General features: G+C 59.5%; 18 protein-coding genes. 9 read left to right on the top strand and 9 right to left on the bottom strand.

The window, feature by feature from the left end; translation table 11 throughout:
• The first annotated feature begins 10 nt into the window (after window positions 1-10).
• From DX909_RS04025 to DX909_RS04005, 5 genes are all read left to right on the top strand, one after another.
• Window positions 11-499: a VOC family protein gene (locus DX909_RS04025; protein ID WP_128543802.1), complete on the top strand. Its 489-nt coding sequence runs from the start codon at window positions 11-13 to the stop codon at window positions 497-499.
• A complete protein-coding gene (locus DX909_RS04020) occupies window positions 496-1,602 on the top strand; it encodes a WG repeat-containing protein (protein WP_128543801.1) in 1,107 nt (368 codons plus the stop codon). The genes DX909_RS04025 and DX909_RS04020 overlap by 4 nt, the downstream gene beginning before the upstream one ends.
• Window positions 1,603-1,726: 124 nt before the next feature.
• Window positions 1,727-1,978 (top strand): hypothetical protein, encoded by a 252-nt coding sequence (locus tag DX909_RS04015; protein WP_128543800.1) that lies wholly within the window; start codon window positions 1,727-1,729, stop codon window positions 1,976-1,978.
• The gene (locus DX909_RS04010) at window positions 1,975-3,150 is read left to right on the top strand and encodes a DUF418 domain-containing protein (protein WP_128543798.1); all 1,176 of its coding nucleotides are present in this window, start codon (window positions 1,975-1,977) and stop codon (window positions 3,148-3,150) included. The genes DX909_RS04015 and DX909_RS04010 overlap by 4 nt, the downstream gene beginning before the upstream one ends.
• A gap of 15 nt (window positions 3,151-3,165) precedes the next feature.
• Window positions 3,166-3,990 carry a LytTR family DNA-binding domain-containing protein gene (locus DX909_RS04005; RefSeq protein ID WP_128543796.1) on the top strand — a complete coding sequence of 275 codons (825 nt, stop codon included), beginning with the start codon at window positions 3,166-3,168 and terminating at the stop codon, window positions 3,988-3,990.
• Window positions 3,991-3,999: 9 nt separating this feature from the next.
• On the opposite strand, the gene DX909_RS04000 is transcribed toward DX909_RS04005, so the two are convergent.
• Together DX909_RS04000 and DX909_RS03995 are read right to left on the bottom strand one after the other, a co-directional pair.
• On the bottom strand, window positions 4,000-6,240 hold the full coding sequence (locus tag DX909_RS04000; protein ID WP_128543794.1) for a carbohydrate binding family 9 domain-containing protein: 2,241 nt from the start codon (window positions 6,238-6,240) through the stop codon (window positions 4,000-4,002).
• A gap of 107 nt (window positions 6,241-6,347) precedes the next feature.
• On the bottom strand, window positions 6,348-7,826 hold the full coding sequence (locus tag DX909_RS03995; RefSeq protein WP_128543792.1) for a M48 family metalloprotease: 1,479 nt from the start codon (window positions 7,824-7,826) through the stop codon (window positions 6,348-6,350).
• A 265-nt stretch (window positions 7,827-8,091) separates the two neighbouring features.
• On the opposite strand from DX909_RS03995, the gene DX909_RS03990 reads away from it, so the two are divergent.
• Window positions 8,092-9,798 carry an IlvD/Edd family dehydratase gene (locus tag DX909_RS03990; RefSeq protein ID WP_128543790.1) on the top strand — a complete coding sequence of 569 codons (1,707 nt, stop codon included), beginning with the start codon at window positions 8,092-8,094 and terminating at the stop codon, window positions 9,796-9,798.
• Window positions 9,799-9,812: 14 nt separating this feature from the next.
• Here the strand turns inward: DX909_RS03990 and DX909_RS03985 are convergent, their stop codons facing one another.
• Window positions 9,813-10,652, bottom strand: a complete 840-nt coding sequence (locus DX909_RS03985) for a DUF4249 domain-containing protein (RefSeq protein ID WP_128543789.1) — start codon at window positions 10,650-10,652, stop codon at window positions 9,813-9,815.
• 4 nt (window positions 10,653-10,656) lie between these two features.
• Entirely contained in the window at window positions 10,657-13,053 is a 2,397-nt protein-coding gene (locus tag DX909_RS03980; protein WP_128543788.1) for a TonB-dependent receptor, read from the bottom strand.
• Between the two features lie 159 nt (window positions 13,054-13,212).
• On the opposite strand from DX909_RS03980, the gene DX909_RS03975 reads away from it, so the two are divergent.
• Both DX909_RS03975 and DX909_RS03970 read left to right on the top strand, forming a co-directional pair.
• Window positions 13,213-14,097 carry a helix-turn-helix transcriptional regulator gene (locus DX909_RS03975; protein ID WP_164851189.1) on the top strand — a complete coding sequence of 295 codons (885 nt, stop codon included), beginning with the start codon at window positions 13,213-13,215 and terminating at the stop codon, window positions 14,095-14,097.
• Between the two features lie 93 nt (window positions 14,098-14,190).
• A complete protein-coding gene (locus DX909_RS03970; protein WP_128543785.1) occupies window positions 14,191-15,561 on the top strand; it encodes an FAD-binding oxidoreductase in 1,371 nt (456 codons plus the stop codon).
• A 32-nt stretch (window positions 15,562-15,593) separates the two neighbouring features.
• Here the strand turns inward: DX909_RS03970 and DX909_RS03965 are convergent, their stop codons facing one another.
• Complete coding sequence (locus DX909_RS03965) at window positions 15,594-16,157, bottom strand: hypothetical protein (RefSeq protein WP_229310938.1); 564 nt, start codon at window positions 16,155-16,157, stop codon at window positions 15,594-15,596.
• A 172-nt stretch (window positions 16,158-16,329) separates the two neighbouring features.
• On the bottom strand, window positions 16,330-16,920 hold the full coding sequence (locus tag DX909_RS03960; RefSeq protein ID WP_128543783.1) for a nitroreductase family protein: 591 nt from the start codon (window positions 16,918-16,920) through the stop codon (window positions 16,330-16,332).
• Between the two features lie 122 nt (window positions 16,921-17,042).
• On the opposite strand from DX909_RS03960, the gene DX909_RS03955 reads away from it, so the two are divergent.
• A complete protein-coding gene (locus DX909_RS03955; protein ID WP_128543781.1) occupies window positions 17,043-17,801 on the top strand; it encodes an SDR family NAD(P)-dependent oxidoreductase in 759 nt (252 codons plus the stop codon).
• Window positions 17,802-17,813: 12 nt separating this feature from the next.
• Here DX909_RS03955 and DX909_RS03950 read toward each other — a convergent pair whose 3' ends face one another.
• From DX909_RS03950 to DX909_RS03940, 3 genes are all read right to left on the bottom strand, one after another.
• Window positions 17,814-18,728 (bottom strand): EamA family transporter, encoded by a 915-nt coding sequence (locus tag DX909_RS03950; RefSeq protein WP_128544270.1) that lies wholly within the window; start codon window positions 18,726-18,728, stop codon window positions 17,814-17,816.
• A gap of 113 nt (window positions 18,729-18,841) precedes the next feature.
• Window positions 18,842-19,021: a hypothetical protein gene (locus DX909_RS03945; protein ID WP_128543778.1), complete on the bottom strand. Its 180-nt coding sequence runs from the start codon at window positions 19,019-19,021 to the stop codon at window positions 18,842-18,844.
• Window positions 19,022-19,059: 38 nt separating this feature from the next.
• Complete coding sequence (locus DX909_RS03940; RefSeq protein ID WP_128543776.1) at window positions 19,060-19,440, bottom strand: hypothetical protein; 381 nt, start codon at window positions 19,438-19,440, stop codon at window positions 19,060-19,062.
• Between the last annotated feature and the right edge of the window lie 87 nt (window positions 19,441-19,527).

The following is a 19,527-nucleotide window of genomic DNA, read 5'->3' as shown; positions in this document are numbered from 1 at the left end:
TTTCCCACTCATGGATTACACGATACCCGCCCACACTCAAATCGGGCACGTTCACCTGAAGGTTTCCGACCTGAAACGGTCCCTGGCGTTTTACTGTGACCTGCTCGGATTTACCGTGACTACCTTCTACGGGGAGGATGCCGCCTTCATCTCCGCGGGTGGGTATCACCACCACATCGGTCTGAACACCTGGTACAGCAAGGGCGGCCCTCCGGCTCCGGCCCGCAGCGCCGGTTTGTTTCATACCGCCATCCTGTACCCGACCCGGAAGGACCTTGCCGTAGCTTTCCAGCGGCTGAGAGACGCCCATTATCCGCTCACCGGTGCGTCCGATCATGGCGTGTCCGAAGCACTTTATCTGAACGACCCGGATCAGAACGGCGTCGAGCTGTACTGGGATCGCCCGAAGGAACTCTGGCCTGCCAACCCGGACGGATCCCTACTGATGTATACCCGGCCGCTCGACCTCGCCGGCTTACTGCGGGAACTGGACGTATGAAACTGATTTACCTGCTGGCCGCCGTCGGGGCGGTATGGGCCGTTCGGTACCTCTGGCTGAAACTTCGGGATCAGGCGGCAGACTCCAATCCCCAACTGCTTCAGGAGGTTCAAAATTTGCCGCCGAATGCCCTGTATCCGGCAGGCGGTAAGGAAAAATGGGGATACATCAACTCCCGAAAGGAATGGATCATCAAACCGGTATTTTTTGCCGCCGGTGATTTTTTCGAGGGCCGGGCAGTGGTGCAGAAACTGACGGTGGAACCCGAATACGCCCGTACCTACGCCCTCATCGATACGACCGGCCGGGTAGTGGCCGACGGTTATGACCGGATGCTGGATTTCAGCGACGGCCTTGCGGCCGTGGCCCGGAACGAAAAATGGGGCTTCATCGACCGCGAAGGGAAGGAGGTCATCCCGCTTCAATACGAAGATGCGGCCTCCTTTTCCGAGGGGCTGGCCTGTGTGAAGTTGGGCGGCAAAAACGGCTTCATCGACAAGGCCGGGAAGATGGTCATCGCGCCCCAGTTCAGTCGGTCCTGTACGGCTTCCGTCTTTTCGGAGGGCCTCGCCAGTGTCTACACCACCTACGACGACGGTCCCTCCGGGTACATCGACCATTCGGGCCGGTTCGTTATCCCGCCCGACTTCTCTTTCGTGCAGCCGTTTCATGAGGGGTTGGCGATGGTCCGGCCGCTGGACAGTCCCTACATCGGGTTCATCGACGCGAAGGGCCGGTGGGTGATCAAACCCGACCGGTACGAGGACGGGCATACCATGTATGAAGGCATTGCCTCCGTCGCGAGGCTGTCGGCCGACCGCCGACAGTGGCACTGGAGTCTGATCGACCGGAGCGGCAAAACCATTGCCGAACTGCCCTACCGATTCGTCGGCATCTTCCGGGAAGGGCTGGCCGGGGTGCAGGGCGAAGACCGGGGCTGGGGTTTCATCGACCGGACGGGCAGGGAAGTCGTAAAGCCGACCTACACCGGCGTCAGCCTGTACCGCCACGGCCTGGCCCGGATGGAAACCGGCAGTCTCTTCGGCGGGTTGAAAACCGTCTACATCACCAAAACCGGCAAGGTATTCTGGAAGGGGGAATAGTCCCGGCACGGCCTGTCCTTACTTCATTCCCGAAAATTTCTACTTCACTTCCGAAGTCGGTTTTCGCCCTCGGTATCGTTAAAAAACGCTTTTTCCTTTGCGATCGGTCATAAACCGATCTACGATGAAAAAAGCAGCTCTTACCCTTCTCATTTTCTTTTCGTTCATCCTTCAGACGGCCCGGGCGCAACCCGACACCACGCTCCGGCGGGTTCGGGTTCCCGCAGGCCGTGAGGTGCTGGACGGCCTGCTCGTCCTGCCGAAGGGCAGCCCAGGCCGGGTGCCGGCCTGGGAGGACCTCGGTAAATATCCCTACTCGGAATCGCTCCAGCAATTTCTCGCCGACCGGATTCTATACGCCACCACCCGCCTATGAACACCCTGAAAACGAAAGCGGTCTTTCAGCCCGTCCGTTCCCACGAACGGATTCAACTCATGGACGCCCTGCGCGGGTTTGCGCTCTTCGGCATCCTGATCGTCAACAGCTGGTCTTTTTCGCGGTACGAGTGGCTTCCGGCCGACGGCCGGGCGGACGGTTTGCTGACGGATGGACTGACCATTCTGATCGATACGAAGTTCGTGACGATCTTCTCGATCCTGTTCGGAGCCGGTTTTGCCATTCAGCGGCAGCGTGCCCTCGCCCGGGGGGTCGGGTTCGGGCCGTTTTACGTCAAACGGATGGCCCTGCTTTTCCTCATCGCCTGCCTCCATGCTTACCTGCTCTGGTTCGGAGATATTGTCCGGCACTATGCCCTGCTGGGTCCGGCCCTGCTGCTGGTGGGGCATCTTTCGGCTCGGGCCACCCTGCGGCTTTCCCTGCTTTTCATCCTGTTCCTGACCCCGCTGGTCTTTATTCTGAACGGCGTCCTGCCGCTTCGGACCGCTCCGGAAACCATCGACGAAATGCCGCTGCCGGCGTTTGTGTTCCAATCTTTTACCGAAGGCTCATATCCCCGGATTTTAAGAGCCAACTGGATCATCGACCCGCTGCATAATTTCATTCAGGATATGCCGATCACCCTCGTGTCGATGTTCGGGAAGATGCTGCTGGGCGTGTGGCTGGCAAAAATCGGCTTCTTTCGGAACCCGGCCGACCATCAGGGCCGAATCAACCGGTGGCTCCGGGCCGGGGGGACGCTGGGCCTGCTGAGCAGCGTACTCTATTGGGCGATCAAAAAGGGCACCCTCCCGATGGAGGAACCCTGGATGGCGGTGGTGGTATTTCCGGTGTCCGGCGGGCTGGTTCTGCACAGTCTGTTCTACCTCGGCCTGTTCGTAAAACTGTATCATGGTCCGCTGGGTAACCGGCTGCTGCGGTTTCTGGCGCCGGTCGGCCGAATGGGGCTGACCAACTATTTCGGGCAGACCGTGCTGGCGTTCGCACTTTTTTACGGAACCGGGCGGATCGGCAGGCTGATGCCGGAGGAGTTGCTGGTCTGGTCGCTGGTGATTTTCTTCGTGCAGGCGATCTTCAGCCGCTGGTGGCTCCGACGGCACGAATTCGGGCCGGTAGAGTGGATCTGGCGCCGGATGGCCTATCTTTCCTGAAAACTTTTTCGATCCATGACGCGGGAGCGGTGGTTTCAAGTCGGCGGGGCGGCCTTCATCGCCTTTTTCCTGGTGACGTTCAACAACGTTCCCTTCGTGAACCTGTTGCGCACCTGGCCTTATTACCGCGACCTGCTGATTACGCTGACGGCGGCTTTTCTGCTGTTTCAGTACATCAGCTTCGTAACCGGTCTGCTGGACGACCGGGTGGGGTGGGAGTCGGGGCACGGGAAACGAATCACGGCTCAACTGGTGATAGGTCTGGGCGGCTCCTGCCTGCTGGCCTACGGCATTGCTTTCCTGCAATATGCCTTCATCGACCCGGACCACGTCTTCGGGACGGATTCCTTTCTCCAAACCGAATTTCCGGTGATCGTGCTGTTTCTGACTTTCGTCAACATTCTGTATACCGGCCTGTCGTATTACCTTCGGAACCGGCCGGAGGCTTTGGAAAGGCCCGGCACCCTGTCCGAAGAAACGGTCTTTGCGGGAAGTCTGATCGGCATTCACGGGCAGCGCCGGATCAACGTGCCGCTGGATGCGGTCGGCCTGATCAGTGTTCAGGACGGGATTACCTGGCTGTTCACCTTCGACAATGCCCGCTATCACCTCGACGAGCCGCTGCATCAGATCATGCAGCGGCTGGACCCTGCCCGGTTTTTCCGAGCCAACCGCCAGAATATCGTCCAGCTTTCGGCCTGTTATTCCTACCAGAGCCTCGACTACGGGAAGATCCGGCTGGTGCTGGTCCCGCCCTTCGGTACGGAACTGACCATCAGCCAGAAAACCGCCCCGGCTTTCCGGAAATGGATGGAACGGCAGGACATCACCCGAGGCTGAGTGATTTTTCTAAAACTGCTTCAGGTAGCTCAGTTTCGCAATGACGTTCTGTTCCTGCTGGCGGCTCAGGGTGGTATAAGCCCGTTGGTTGAACACCAGGTACAGGAACGACAGCGGGCGGTATTCCCAGGCCAGCCGGATGTTATAATTATCGCGGGTGTCGGCGGTATTGTGCTGATAGAAGCCGATCAGCTGCAAACGCGGGTTGAGGGCCAGCCGGCCTTCCACGGAATACAGGTCCACGTTGGCGGAGGTACGTTCTTCACCCACCTTCCGGAACCGGTTGGTTACATACCGTCCGATCAGGGAGATGTGGGGAATCGGGGAGTAGCGAAGGCTCAGGTCGGCGGTGGAGAGCCGGCCGTTGTAATACCGCCCCATTTCCGCGTTGGCCGAAGCCGATACCTTGCCCGCCTGGTTGGTGCCGAGATAAAACTGATACCGCGTATACCGGTACTGATCGGGCAGAATGGTGACGCCCAGCGGTTCGAACGGCTCGGTCAGGTACTGGTAGGTCGGGTTGATGAGGAAGCCGAAATAGCCGCCCCCCTGGAAGTTGAACCAAATCGGGTTCAGGCTGACCACGCTTTCGATCAGCCGCCCGGTCGAAGCCTGATGATACATCTCCACCGAAACACCGGGTTCGAAGGCCCGGATTAGTTTTTTGAAGGGAATCCAGCGGCCGCGGTTGTACCAGAAAAGCCCCGGCGTGGTGGCGATGACGTCATTCCGGGAAACGAAACCGACCGTAGGGTTGAAGTGGCGCGTCACGACCGATTGCGTCCACCACAGTTTCCACTGGTTCGAGGTGTAATAATACTGCACATAACCCGCAAAGCCGTTTCCCCGACGGCCGTCGGTGGAGGCCGACTGGATCAGCATGGTGTTCAGGGAGTGCGAAGCATTCAGACGGAAAAAGCCGTCGACGGCGCTCACCCAGCTGGTCCGGCCGGGCCGGAGGGAATCGGCTCCCACCCGAAGGTCGGCTTCCTGACGAAGCGTCACCAGCCCGCCGATGCGGTTCTGCTTCCCGAAATTCTGCGAATAGCGCCCCACCGCAAAGTTGGTGGCCGGGCTCTGATCAGTTTCCCGCTGGCGCATCAGCAAACCGCCGAAGTTTCGCTTCAGCGACCGGTAGACGAGCCGGGCGCCGGCGTCGATCGGAAGAGGGTTGCCGGCTTCATCCAGACCGATGCGCCGGCTGAAAAAGGGCTGAATCCGCATGGAGCCGCCGGAGAGGTCGTCGCTGGGCTGAAGGCCGGCCCCGAACAGACTTGCGTTTTCCAGGAAAAACTGCCGCCGTTCCGGGAAGAATACCGAAAACCGGGTGACGTTGTTGACCTGCCGGTCGGCGTCGGCCTGGGCAAAATCCGTATTGAAGGTCAGGTCCAGGACGGTGTTCGGGTTGATGGCCCATTTGGCCTCCCCGCCCAGCTTCAGCGACTGGTCGGTCCCGTTGCCGAGGTCTGTTCCCTTCCGGCGGCCGAACGAGGTCAGCAGGTAGGGCTGAATCCGGATGTTGGGCGAGGGCGGGGGCGGCTGAAGGCCGGTGATACGTCCGGCATAATCCATCCGCAGCGGACTGAACGACCGGGGATACCGCGACCAGCCCGAGATTTCGTTGGTAAGGCGCCGGTTCCGGAAAAAGTTGATACCCCAGTTCCGGGTCGAGTCCGCAGAACGGGGATACCGAAGCGTCTGCCAGGGAATCGCCATTTCCGCTACCCAGCCTGAATCGGTGCGGGTGGTCCGGACGCGCCAGAGGCCGTCCCAGTCGTTGTCGTACAGCACGTCGTCGAACGACAGCAGGTCGCGCTGGGTGCCGTAGGGGTTGGTCATCAGGACCATGGCGTTGCGCTGGTCGTTGAAGCCGTCGATGGCGAGGCCGAACAGATCGTGGGACCGGATGTTGAAGTCGCGACGGAAGTCCGTGACCCGCAGGCCTTTCCGGCCGAGCGAATCCCGCATGAAGGCGCCGACGTACAGATATTGGCGGTTGTACAGCACCCGGACCTCGGTGTCGTGGTTGACGGGATTGCCCTGAAACGGCTCGACCATCACGAACGACCCGGCCGGACGAACCGTCTGCCATTCAGGTTCGTTCAGGCGTCCGTCGATCCGCAGCAGCGTCGAAATACCGCCGGCCGCCAGGGTCCTTTTAACGGAATCGGGAGAAAAAACGGTGGCATCCTGCCCCTTCGCGGTCCAGTGGCAAAGGAGCAGGGCAATAACCGGTAAACGTATTCTCATAGGTGAGGCATGGTCACCTGCGAAGATACCGCCGGTCGGAGGAGTTGAAACAGTTTTTCTTTATGAACGGCAGGTAAAAACCGGAAAGAAGGTAATCGCGGACGCGATTACCTTCCAATGGTTTTCAGCAGCGAACCGCGCGTCACGTTGTCGTTGGCCTTCAGGCTGTTCAGCACACCGAGTTCATCAATCCGGTTGGAAGGCATTCCCAGGGCCGTCATTACGTCTTTGAAGGAGCCGTCGCGCGGGGCGGCCCGAACCTGTACCCGTTCCGGCTTCCGGTTGAGCTTCTCAGGGTCGGTCAGGGCTTGAAACCCTCCGGCCACCTTCTGGTAGGTCCGGAAGGCGCTGTCGAAATCCTTCGCGTAGGCGAGCCCATGCAGCGCAAAGATGGCGTTGTTGTACTGAATAAGCCAGGTGCCGATCTGAACGGCCGTCCGCGGGTCCTGCTGCTGTTGCGGCTGACCCTGCTGCTGTTGGGGTTGCTGCTGGGAGATGAGCACATAGGCCGGAAGGCCGTTCAGGGAGGTTTTGCCGCTTTCCAGTACCTTCAGGCCCAGCTGCTGGACAAGGGTCTGGGCGGCTTCATCCAGGGTATTGCCCTTCGCCAGGGTCAGAATCATGGCGTTTTCGCCGTTTTTGGACGCCATCTGGAACTGGGCGGGGGAATTCTCGTGCTGCCAGCCGTTCGGCACCGGAAACTGAAACCGCATCTCCGGATGGTAGAACATATTGTTCTCCACGAAACCCTGTTTGGGGTCCTCGCCGTAGATGATGCCGTCGATCATGCGCAGATAATTCTCCCGGTCCACTTCATATTTCTGCGGATTCTTGGCCTGATAGTCCTTCGCCATTTCATGAACTTTGGAGAATCGGTTTCCCGGGTCGGGGTGGGTCGACATGAAGGTGGGGATGGCCTCGCCGGAATTTTCCTGAATCCGTTTAATGGTACCGAAGAAATTGGCCATCTGGTGGGCGTCGTAACCGATCTTGCTTGAATATTCCACCCCGATCTTGTCCGACTCCGACTCGTGCGCCCGGCTGTAGCTGAGCATCAGCAGGCCGAGCCCCTGCTGGGCGGCCTCCCCGAACTGCCCCAACTGGGGAGCCAGTACCATACCGGCGATCAGACCGGCCGTACTCAGCAACTGGGTGGTCTGCTGCCGGGCCGAATGGCGGGCCGTAATGTGCCCGATTTCATGGCCCAGCACCCCGGCAAACTCGGCCTCGTTATTGAAGTGGGCCATGATGCCCCGGGTAAAGTACACATAACCGCCCGGTACCGCAAAGGCGTTGACGACCGGCGAATCCACGATGTAGAACTGGTAGGGAAGGTCCGGCCGGTGCGAAATACGGGCCATGGCCTTGCCCTTTTCATTGATGAAGTCGCTGAGTTTTTTGTCGTCGTACAGGCCCATTGTGGCCACCACTGAAGGGTGTGACTGCTGACCGAGGGCAATCTCCTGCTCCTTCGACATCAGAATCAATTCCTTCTTTCCGGTAACCGGGTTTCGCGAACAGGCCGTAACGCCGGCCAGTAAACCAAAAAAGAGTAGCGTTCGGAAACTGCATGAAAGGGTTTGCATGGTGTAAAATGTTGAATTGATCGTTGAAACACGTTTCCTTTTCCTGATCAACCCTTCAAATCTCCCCGAATCAGGAAGTACTGGGATTAACTACCAGCCACCCCTGACGGTTTATCTTTCGATTCAACGCACCCGAATCCTGCCGGAGTGGTTCCGGCGCATTCCTTTTCGGGAAAGCGGCAGGAAAAACCGGCTAAGTCCCGAATTGTGCGGAAATCTCCCTAAATTTCGGCACCGAACTCTTAACGAATCTTTTCAAGCAAGCATGCAGCTTCGTTCACAGGAATGGTTTGGCCGCACCGGTAAAGACGGCTTTATTTACCGCGCCTGGATGAAAAACCAGGGCTTCCCGCATCACCTCTTCGAAAGTAAACCGGTGATCGGCATCTGTAATACCTTCTCCGAACTGACTCCCTGCAACGCCCACTTCCGCGAACTGGCCGAGGCCGTCAAACGCGGGGTCTGGGAAGCAGGCGGCTTTCCGCTCGAATTTCCGGTCATGTCACTGGGCGAGTGTCAGATGAAACCCACCACCATGCTGTTCCGGAATCTGGCCAGTATGGACGTGGAGGAGTCGATCCGGGGGAATTCGCTGGATGCGGTCGTGCTGCTCTGCGGCTGCGACAAAACGACGCCCTCGCTGGTCATGGGCGCGTGCAGCGTCGACCTGCCGACCATCGTCGTCTCCGGGGGGCCGATGCTGGCGGGGAAATACAAGGGAAAAAACATCGGCACCTCCGACCTCTGGCGGTTTGCCGAAGCCAATAAGAAAGGGGAGATGTCGCAGGAGGAATTCGTGGCGGCCGAAGCCTGCATGGCCCGCAGCCAGGGCCACTGCGCCGTGATGGGGACAGCCTCCACGATGGCCGCCATGGTCGAAACGCTGGGGCTGGCCCTGCCCGACAACGCCACCATCCCGGCCGCCGATTCCCGGAGGAAAGTACTGGCCCACATGGCCGGCATGCAGGCCGTTGACCTCGTACGGCGGAACGTCCGGCCCTCCGACATCCTGACCCGGGAGGCTTTCGAGAACGCCATCATGGTCAACGCGGCCCTCGGCGGCTCGACCAATTTCATCCTCCACCTGACCGCCATCGCGGGCCGGATGGGGGTTCAGCTGACCCTCGACGATTTCGATACTCTTTCAGCCCGGATCCCGCTGCTGGCGAACCTCCAGCCTTCCGGGGAGCATTTCGTGGAGGACCTGTTCTACGCGGGCGGCCTGCCGGCCGTCATCAGGGAGTTGCACGGATTCCTGCATACCGGCGCCATGACCGTCAACGGCCAGACCCTCGGGGAAAATACCGCCGGCGCCGAATGCTATAACCGGCAGGTCATTGCCTCGGTGGACGAACCGTTCAAGCCGGAATCCGGCATTGCGGTGCTGAAAGGCAATCTATGTCCCTACGGCGCAGTGCTGAAGCCTTCCGCGGCAACGCCCGAACTCATGCGCCACACGGGCCGGGCGGTGGTTTTCGAAAACATCGACGACTATAAGAAACGCGTCGACGACCCGAACCTCGATGTGGACCCGTCCTGCGTGCTGGTCCTGAAAAACGTCGGGCCGAAGGGCTATCCGGGCATGCCCGAAGTCGGAAATATGCAGCTGCCGGCCAAGGTGCTGGCGCAGGGCGTCCATGACATGGTCCGGATTTCGGACGGCCGCATGAGCGGGACCGGCTTCGGGACCGTCGTGCTGCACGTTTCGCCGGAAGCGGCCATTGGGGGTAATCTGGCTCTGGTCCGCGACGGCGACCTGATCACGCTGGACGTCGACCAGCGGCTGCTGCACCTGCACGTCGAGCCGGAAGAACTGGCCCTTCGGCTGGCGTCTTTCCAGCCCATCGACCTCGGCTACGAGCGCGGCTATACGAAAATGTATATCCGCCATGTAACCCAGGCCCATGAAGGCGCCGACTTCGACTTTTTGCAGGGCAGCTCCGGGCCGGTCGTCAAGCGGGATTCCCACTGACGATTTTCTGCCTTTTATTTTCGGATGACCAGCGTTCCGGTCCGGACCGCCGAACCGCCGAACCAGCCGGTGGCGGGTTTGCCGCCGGGCCGGGTATTTCGGATGTTGGTCCGCACGTTGGCGGTCGGGCTGGAGAAAAGTCCGTCGTTCCGCATCTGCTTCTGCAATTCTCTCAAATACCGGAAAGTCTCTTCCGTGATGCCGTGCAGTTCCACCCGGGCGTTGTCTCCGGGTCGGAACGGCCCGGCGCCCAGTTCCAGCCCGTTCAGGTAGTTGCCGTCGATATGGTCGTCGCTGAAGAAGAACAGATCGAGCTGCGGGTCGTTGAGCAAAGTATCGTTCCGGAAAATTTTGACGCGGTAAAAATCCGGTCCGCCGGCGGGTTCAGGACCGAAATAAGTTAGAAAATACCCCGCGTCCCGGGCTTCGGTTGCCTTCCGGAAGCCCGACCGCAGCGAGTCGATGACCGGCACCCGCCGGATTTCGGTTTGGGCCTCGTATTCTTCCCCGTTCACCCGAACGGTCAGGGCGTACTTCCCGCCGACCCGGCCCTGTAAACGGTGCGTTTGGTACAGTCCGGGACCGGTTTCGGTCAGCACTTCCCGGTCGCCCCGGTCGTCGGACAAGACCACCTCCGCTCCCGACAGCCGGGGCGTCGGCTGATTGCTGAAATACGGGGCCGTAGTGGAAAGCCGCACGGTGTAGGGCCCCGGCCGGTCGGTGATCGAGCCTTCTACCACCACGAGCCGTTCGCCTTCCTTCAGGTTCACGGAAATGGTATCCTCACAGCCGCCCAGAGGCAGGACGGCCACGGCAGAAAGCAGGAGTTTCAGGAAACGGTGGGTCGATTTCATGGCTTTAGAAAGTAAAGTTGTAGGTGAGAGAGGGCAGAACGGTGCCGATGATGGAGAGCCGGACGGCTTCGGTGGCCTGGGCGTTGCTTCCCTGCTGGAAATAGATCGAAAACGGGTTCCGGCGGCCATACACATTATAGAGCGAGGCTACCCATTCGGCCTGCCGCCGACGCCCGGGTTTCGGCCGGTTTTTCCAGGTGGCCGAAAGGTCCAGCCGATGATAGGAGGGAAGGCGGAACGTGTTGCGCCGGTTGCGGGTGTTGATCGGAACCGAAATCGTGCCGCCTTCCACTTCATACCGGGCGTTGGGTACGGTGACGGGGGTGCCGGAATTCAGAGTAAAGGTGGCCGACACGCTCAGCCGCTTCCCGGCCTCCCAGGTGCCGACTATGGAAAGCATATGCCGCCGGTCGAATTTGGTCAGATACCACCGGTTGGTATTGATGCCGTCGACCTGCTGTTCGGAGCGGGAAAGAGTGTAACTGACCCATCCGGTGAGCCGGCCCGTGTGCCGTCGGGCATACACCTCCAGCCCGTAAGACCGGCCCCGGCCGTACAGCAGTTCCGCTTCCAGTTTCGGATTTACCTTCACTTCGGCCCCGGGGCGGTAATCGATCTGATTCTGAAGCGTTTTATAATACACTTCCCCACTGAGTTCCCAGCGGCTGAGGGTGTGGTAATACCCGACGGAAAGCTGGTCGGCCAGCCCCGGCCGGATGTTGTTGGTCGACGGCGACCAGATGTCCAGCGGAGAGGCCGCCGTGGTCGGGGAGATCAGGTGGATATACTGAGCGGTACGGTTATAACTCGCTTTCAATGAACGGCCGGCCGCCGGGCTGAACCGAACCGCCAGCCGGGGTTCGGGATGCAGGTAGGATGCGATGACCTGGCCTTTTTCAAAACGTCGCTCGCCGGACGGCCCGCCGGTTTCGGAAGGCGTTCGGGGGTAATCGACCACCGTACCCGGCCCGAGGTATTCGAAGGCCGACAGCCGGATACCGTACTGAGCGGCCCACTTGTTCCCGAATGTCTGCTCGTTCTCCAGATAGACGGCGTATTCGCGGGCGTGCTGCGAAGGCAGGATGATTTCGTGAACCGTGGAGCGGTCGCCCTCGGCTTTCAGTCTTCCGGGATCGAATCGGTATTGAAGAAAATTGGTGCCGAAGGTGACCGTGTTTCGGGCGTTGGCGTAGAAGGTAAAGTCGGCTTTGGCGTTGTAACTGGCGATCCGGGACGTCCAGTTGGCTCCCTGAACCCCTTTGGATATCTCGATTTCGGCGTCGTCCTGCACTCCGGCCGGGATGTAGATGCGGTAGTCGTAATCGCTGAATACGGCGGTCAGGTTAGCGAATAGCCGGTTCGAAAACAGGTGGTTCCACCGCAGGGTGCCGGTCCGGTTGCCCCAGCGGAGATTCAGTTTGTTGCCTTCGAAATCTACCCTGAAAACGTCCCGGCCCGAATAATGGGAAAGAAATAACTGGTCTCTGGCCCCGATCCGGTAATTGGCCTTGGCGCTGAAATCGTAAAAGTAAACCGAGTTTTTCTTCAGGTCCTCATTGCCCGAAAGATGCAGCACCAGGTCGGAATAGGAGCGTCGGCCCGCCACCAGCACCGACCCCCGGTCTTTCACCAGCGGCCCTTCCACCAGCAGCCGGCTGGACAGCGTGCCGATGCCCCCGGTAGCGGCCCACCGTTTGGAGTTGCCCTCCCGCATCCGTACCTCCATCAGCGAGGAGAGCCGCCCCCCGTAGCGGGCCGGGATTCCGGCTTTCATTAATTTCACGTCTTTTACGGCGTCGGGGTTGAACACCGAAAAGAACCCCATCAGATGGGAAGCATTGTACACCGGGGCTTCGTCGAGCAGCAGCAGGTTCTGGTCCACATTTCCGCCCCGGACGTTGAACCCGGCCGAGCCTTCCCCGACGGTCGTCACCCCCGGCAGCGTCTGCATCGTCCGGACCAGGTCCACCTCGCCGAGCATCGCCGGAACCGCCCGGAGCGTCCGGAAAGACAGGCGCGTCGAGCCCATTTCAGGATTGAGGACCCGGTCGCCGGGTTTTTCGGCCGTGACGGTCACCTCTTCCATCTGTTGGGTGACGGCTTCCAGGCTAAAATCCGCTTTCTGGTCGGTGTTGAGAGAAACCGGCTGTTCCAGGCTGCGGTAACCGAGGAAAGTGACCGACAGGCGGTGGGGACCGGCCGGCAGGGAGAGTGAATAAAACCCGTAGGCGTTCGTAGTGACGCCGATGGCATGGCCGGCAACCTGAACGGTCGCACCGATGAGCACTTCGCCGGTGGCGGCATCGCGGACCGTGCCGCTCAGGATGTGCCGGACCTGGGCGGAGGCTTTGGAATGAATGAAAAGGAAACCCAGCAGAAGGAAGGTACGGAATCGCATCATCGTATTTGTTGTCAAGAATCGTCCTTGCATCCGGCCCCTCGTCCGCAGATGTAGTTCCTCTGTTTCCGGGCGGTCTGAATGCTGAATTTTAAAGAGTTATCAAAATCACTGCAAAAGTCCGAAGAGCTGCGGCCTCCGGAGTTGTCCAAAATTGCTATTATGTTGGTCCAGACCTCTGCTCCTCCAATCCAGACGAACCAGGTGCACCGGGTGGTGCAATTCGTGGAATCCCGACTCGACCGCCCGTTCGGCATCCGGGACATCTGTGAAGAGGTGGGGGTGTCATACTTTTACCTCCAGCACCAGTTTGCGGATTCGATGGGGGAAAGCCTGGGTCAGTTTATCCGTCGGCTGCGGCTGGAACACGCCTTCGGTTACCTGAAACACTCCGCCTATTCGGTCGGCGATATCGGCGAACTCGTCGGCTACGGGTCCAAACATTCGTTTAGCAAGGCCTTTTCACAGGAATTCAACCACGCACCGTCGGCGGTTCGCCGGAAAGCGGATCTGTTTGTGCCCGACAGCCTGGCCGGGGATGCGCAGGGCATGACCGAACTGCGGACGCTCTGGCGCCGGCAGATGCTCGAAAACCGGTATTCCATCCAGCATCTGCCGCCTTCCCGGTATTATTTTCAGTTCCTCGGTTACCCCAACCTGCCTCAGGGCGAAGCCGGATTTTTACGGCGGCTGATCCGGTTGTTCGAGCTTCAGCCGATCATCGGCGGCCCGGTGGTCCTGAGCAGTTCGAACGTCGGCTGCGCAGCCTCGAAAACCCGGATGTACGTCAAAGGCGGTTTTCTGGTGGAGGGAGAAGCGAAGGCGGCCTTTCTGAGCCGGATGGATTTTCTGAACCGTCCGGCAGCCGGTGGGCGGTTTCTTCTTACCCGGTTTGAAGCCTCCCGGAATGCCGGCGGCCTGATGCCGGTGGCCATCATCGAGGAGTCCGTTCGGGAAAGCCTCCTGCACATCCGCGACCACGAATCCTGGATCGTGATCGACCCGGCCCGGCCCGACCAGCTGGAAATCCGGATTCCGGTGCGTTGAAACGGGCGACAGACCGCGACTTTCGGGCAAAATGGTTAGCTTCACGTCCGGCCGGAACCTGTCCCGGTCCATGGCCTGAACCCGGAAACCGGAATGTCCTTCACCACTGAACTGAAAGCCCTTTTATCGAACCGGTATTCCGAGAATACCGACGTCCGGAACCAGCACGGAGCCGGGTTCAGCTACCATGCCTGTATGCCGCCGGATGCGGTCGTTTATCCCCAATCGGTCGAAGAGGTTTCTGAAATCCTGCGGATTTGCAGCCGGTATCGCGTGCCGGTGATTCCGTTCGGGGCCGGGACTTCCATCGAAGGGCATATCGTCGCCACCCGGGGCGGCATCAGTGTCGATCTGGGAAAAATGAACCGGATTCCGGAGATCAATACGGCCGACATGTACGTGACGGTCCAGGCCGGGGTTACCCGCAACCAGCTCGACGAGGCATTGAAGGGGACCGGCTTTTTCTTTCCCATCGGTCCGGGCGTCAACGCCACCATCGGCGGCATGGCGGCCACCCGGGCTTCCGGGACCAATGCCGTCCGGTACGGAACCATGAAGGATAATGTGCTGTCGCTGACGGTGGTACTGCCGGACGGATCGGTCGTGAAAACCGGCTCCAAAGCCCGCAAATCTTCGGCCGGCTACGACCTGACCCGTCTGTTCATCGGGTCGGAGGGAACGCTGGGAATCATAACGGACCTGACCCTGAAGCTTTCGGGTTACCCCGAGTCGGTCTATGCCGCCGTCACCAGTTTCCCGACGGTGGAGGCTGCCGTCAATACCGCCATCCGGACCATCCAGCAGGGGGTGCCGGTGGCGCGGGTGGAGTTGCTGGATGCCACCATGATGCGCGTCATCAACCGGTATTCGGGCCTGACTTACCGCGAGGAGCCGACCCTTTTTCTGGAGTTTCACGGGTCATCGGGCGAAGTGGAGCGCCAGGCCGACCGCACCCGGTCCATTGCCTTCGGGTTCGGGGCGGAGGGCTTCGTGGGGGAGGAGGAGGAAAGCGCCCGGGAGCGGCTCTGGAAGGCCCGAACCGATGCGGCCCTGGCCGTGCAGACGCTGGTTCCCGGCTGCCGGCTGTTCTCCACCGACGTCTGCGTACCCATTTCCCGGCTGGCGGTCTGCATCACCGAAACCCAGCGGGACATTGCCGAATCGGGCCTGCTGGCCCCCATTCTGGGCCATGTCGGAGACGGCAATTTTCACCTTTCCATCCCGGTTCACCCCGACGATCCGGATGCGCTGGCGAAAGCCCGGGCCGTCAACGAACGGCTTGTCCGGCGGGCGCTGGAGATGGAAGGCACCTGTACGGGCGAACACGGCATCGGCATCGGGAAGCTGGCGTATATGGAATCCGAACACGGACCGGCTCTGGCCGTGATGCGTTCCATCAAAGCCGGTCTCGATCCGCTCCAGATCATGAACCCCGGTAAGTTACTGCCGCCTTCTCCGTTTTAATTTCCTTCTGGATATCCTGGAATCGCTTTTTTTCATTCGTCCAGCGGCAGGATCGGGGTCGGAGTGTAGAACATCACCAGGGTGCCCAGACGCCGGTCGGTTGAGTGGATCGGGGCCGACAGCTCGTACGGATAAGTATCGTTGAAATACACGTCCTGCTGTTGGAGCAGGTGGGCGGGATACCGCTTCGCAAAGTCGATGCCCTCATTTTTCTTATTGGTCGACAGCGTCACGTGGCCGGCCGGATCGACCAGCAGAACTTCCTTCACCCCCCGGTCTTTGACCAGCGTCTTGAAGTGCTCCCGGATTTCCCCCGGTCTGTTCTGCAGGAGTGAATTCCGGACCGCCCAGACGAACGTTTTCATGCCGAAGGTAAGCTGCTGCCGGTCGTTGGCGAGCTGGTTGGTCTGGGCGGAATCGAGCAGCCGGGTCCGCTCCCCTGCAAACTGCCTTTTGAGGTGCCAGTTGCGGAAAAGCAGGTAACCGGCCCCGATTCCGAGCAGAATAATGATCCCGTAGAGAATCACCACCGGGCTCAGGCCGGGTTTGGAGCCGGCGAACGTGCCGGATTCTTTCGGGTGAAGATTCGCATTCATGATCCTTGCAGATAATGGGAGCAGACGCTGTTCGACGGTCCGTTCCGGAAGAAATTCTGCAAAACTTAGAGCCGGCTTAAGGATCGATTAAAATTTGATAAGAGGGTTTTAAGCACCCTAAACAAAAAATCCCGGACGGCCGTCCGGGATTTTTTGTTCGGATAGTTACTGATTAAAGTTCGGAAGTAAACTCCTGAACGGTTTTACGGGAACGCGGGGTCATTTCCCGGGTCCGGAACGGTTCCGCCAGTTTTTCATACGAATCCCTGTACCCGAGGGCAATGAAAACCGCCGGTTCGAAATCGTCGGACAGTTGAACGGTTTCAACCGTTTTGTTCAGGTCGAAACCACCAATCTGGTGCCCGAAAATTCCCATTTCCGTGCCCTGAAGCAGCAGCGCCAGGTTGGCGGCACCCGTATCGTACAGGTGGGTCCGGTTCGGTTTTCCGGTGGCGGAATAGGTTTTTCGGGCCACACTCAGCACCAGAACGGCCGCATCTCTGGCCCAGACCTGATTGCCGGGAGCCAGGCAGGCCAGCAGTTTTTCAAAGGTTTCGGTATCGGACCGGTGGGCGTATATATAGCGCCACGGCTGTTCGTTGATGGCGCTCGGCGCCCATGAAGCCGCTTCAAATAAGGTTTCAAGGTCTTCCTGCGCCACCGGGCGATCGGCAAAGGAGCGGGGGCTCCAGCGGTTCCGGATTACGTCGAGTACCTCGTGCTGCGTCGGGGCAGTTTTGGTTTCAGAATAGTCAATCGTCATCGTTCAGGTTCCTTGTAATTTAATGTATCTACATGAAAAACATCGAAACCTGAAAAAAAGTTGGCGGAAGAATGGGTGAGTTCTTCTATTTTGCGCCCGACTTCCGAATTTGATCTTTCCGTATGATTTTCCAGACCCAGACTGCCATCGTCACCGGAGCGGGGCAGGGCATCGGTTTTGCCATCGCCCGTCGGCTGGCCCGCGAGGGCGCTTCCGTTCTTCTCAACGATCTCGATGAAACCCTGGCCCGGCAAGCCGCCGACGCCATTCAGGGCGAAGGGGGTCGCTGCCTGGCCTGGCCGGGCGACGCTTCCGACGTCAGCTTCATCCGGCAGATGATCCGAAGAGCGGTGGAGGAATTCGGTCGGCTGGACATCGTCGTAGCGAATGCCGGGATTACCATCTTCGGAGACTTTTTCGACTATCAGCCCGAAGCGTTCGAAAAGGTGATGAACCTGAACCTGCGGGGCAGCTTTTTCCTGACGCAGACCGCAGCCCGGCAGATGCGGGAGCAGGGGCAGGGCGGAAGCATCCTGCTGATGTCGTCGGTCGTGGGGCATCAGGCGCACCCGGGGCTGGCCGCCTACGCCATGACGAAAGCCGCCCTGGAAATGCTCGCTAAAAACCTGGTACTGGACCTTTCCCCTCACGGCATCTCCATCAATGCGGTAGCGCCGGGGGCCACACAGACGGAGCGGACCCTCGATGATCCTTCCTACATTCCGATCTGGTCGAAGATTACGCCGATGGGCCGGCCGGCTACCGTGGACGATATAACGAATGCGGCCCTGTTTCTGGTTGCCCCGCAATCCCGGCATATTACCGGCCAGAGTCTGGTCGTCGACGGCGGCTGGACCTCCGTCAGCCCTCCGCCGGTGTAAATACGAACCGCCCTATTTTTTGCCGAGCGTAATCAGCACGACGCCGGAGAGGATGACCAATGCCGCCAGAATCGACTGACCCGTGAGGGTTTCGCCGGCAAAAGCCCAGCCGAGCAGCATCGCCACCACCGGGTTGACATAGGCATAGGTCGCCACCAGTTGGGGAGAAGCGTTCCGGGCCAGCCACGCAAAGGAGGAGAACCCGATGATCGAGCCGAAGATGATGAGATAGACGAGGGCGCCGATGGCCTTCACCGGAGCCTCACTGATGCTGATAGGGCTGACGTTCTCGGTAAACATGCTGAAGATGAACAGCATGACCCCGCCGACCAGCATTTGGATGGCACTGGAAATCAACTGCGAAGGAAGCGAGAGCCGCGAGGACAGGAGCGTTCCGAAGGCCCACGAAATGTTTCCGATCATGATCAGGCCGATGCCGACCCCAATGTGGTTCATGGAGGCCGTGCCGGCATTGGCGGGCCGCACCAGCAGCGAAACGCCGATCAGCCCGACCGCCAGGCCCGCCAGCGAAAGCCGGGAGGGCTTCACATGGCTGAAGCCGATCCAGTTGAACAGAATGATGAACAGGGGGACGGTGGCCGAAATCAGGGCCGCGATGCTCGTCGGCACATACTGAATCGCCATCGACATGCAGCCGTTGGCAATGGTCAGCAGCAGAATCCCGATGCTTCCGGCCGACAGCCATTGTTTCAGGCCGGGAACCGGCGTACCGGTCAGCCGGGCGTAGAGATACAGGATCAGGCCCGCCGTACTCAACCGGAGCGACGCCATATACAGGGGCGGCATCTTCTCGGTCATGAAGTGGATAAACAGGTAGGTTGAGCCCCAGAGTGTATAAACCGAGGCCAGGGCCAGCCAGAGGGTTACCCGGGGAGAGCTTACTTTTTTAACAAAAACCGTATTCATCATTCATCGACGTTGCTCTAATACCGATTCAACAGCAAAGAAATAGAAATATTTCCAGAGCTGGCCGATTAATTTTTTAAATGGTAACGATTAATTTTAATAATAGCGGGAAACTATCTGAGCGGTCCGGGCAGGTCTCGCCGGTCCGACTCCCGGACGGTAAAGTATACGGTGTTCTGAAGGACCTGACGGTAGCGATACACGTACAGCAGGAACAGGGTATCGAAGAGGGCAGGATCGCCGGTGGTTTTCAGCCGGTGAATCAGTTCTTTTACCAGAATGGAATCGTTCATCGGCAATGGTTTGGAATATACAATCTGCCGCCGGATCGTCAAAGCGTTTCGTCCGGCCCGCTTTTTACCTGCGGGTAACGTGTCCGTACGTCGCTCAGGATGGAACCGATCTCCGCATTGAGGCCCTTCAGCATTTCGGCATGGGCATGGAAATGGTCCTGCCACGCCCGTCCGCTCCGGCCCAGACGGCGGTGGGAGGAAGGGAGGTCCTGAATCAGGGCGGCCAGTGTATCCAGCAGGCGGGTCCGCAGGTCGACGAGCCGCCTGCGGTCTTTACGGCGGAGCGGCAGTTGTCCGGCCTGGGAGATGATCCGGTCTATGGTATGATAATTCCGATACAGCTCATCGGCCGCCTGACCCCATTCCGGCAATAACCTTGCTATCAGGCCGAAAGGATTCGACCGCCCGTTGTCCTCCATGAAAAGTGCAGAAATGTTACCCTTTTAGAAGGAAAACGGGCAAAAAAGTAACGCGGACCGGTGGCCCGCGTTACCGAAATTTACTCT

The organism is Larkinella soli, from assembly GCF_003703975.1.
GTDB lineage: Bacteria > Bacteroidota > Bacteroidia > Cytophagales > Spirosomataceae > Larkinella > Larkinella soli.
This window is presented reverse-complemented; position numbering and strand designations above follow the sequence as displayed.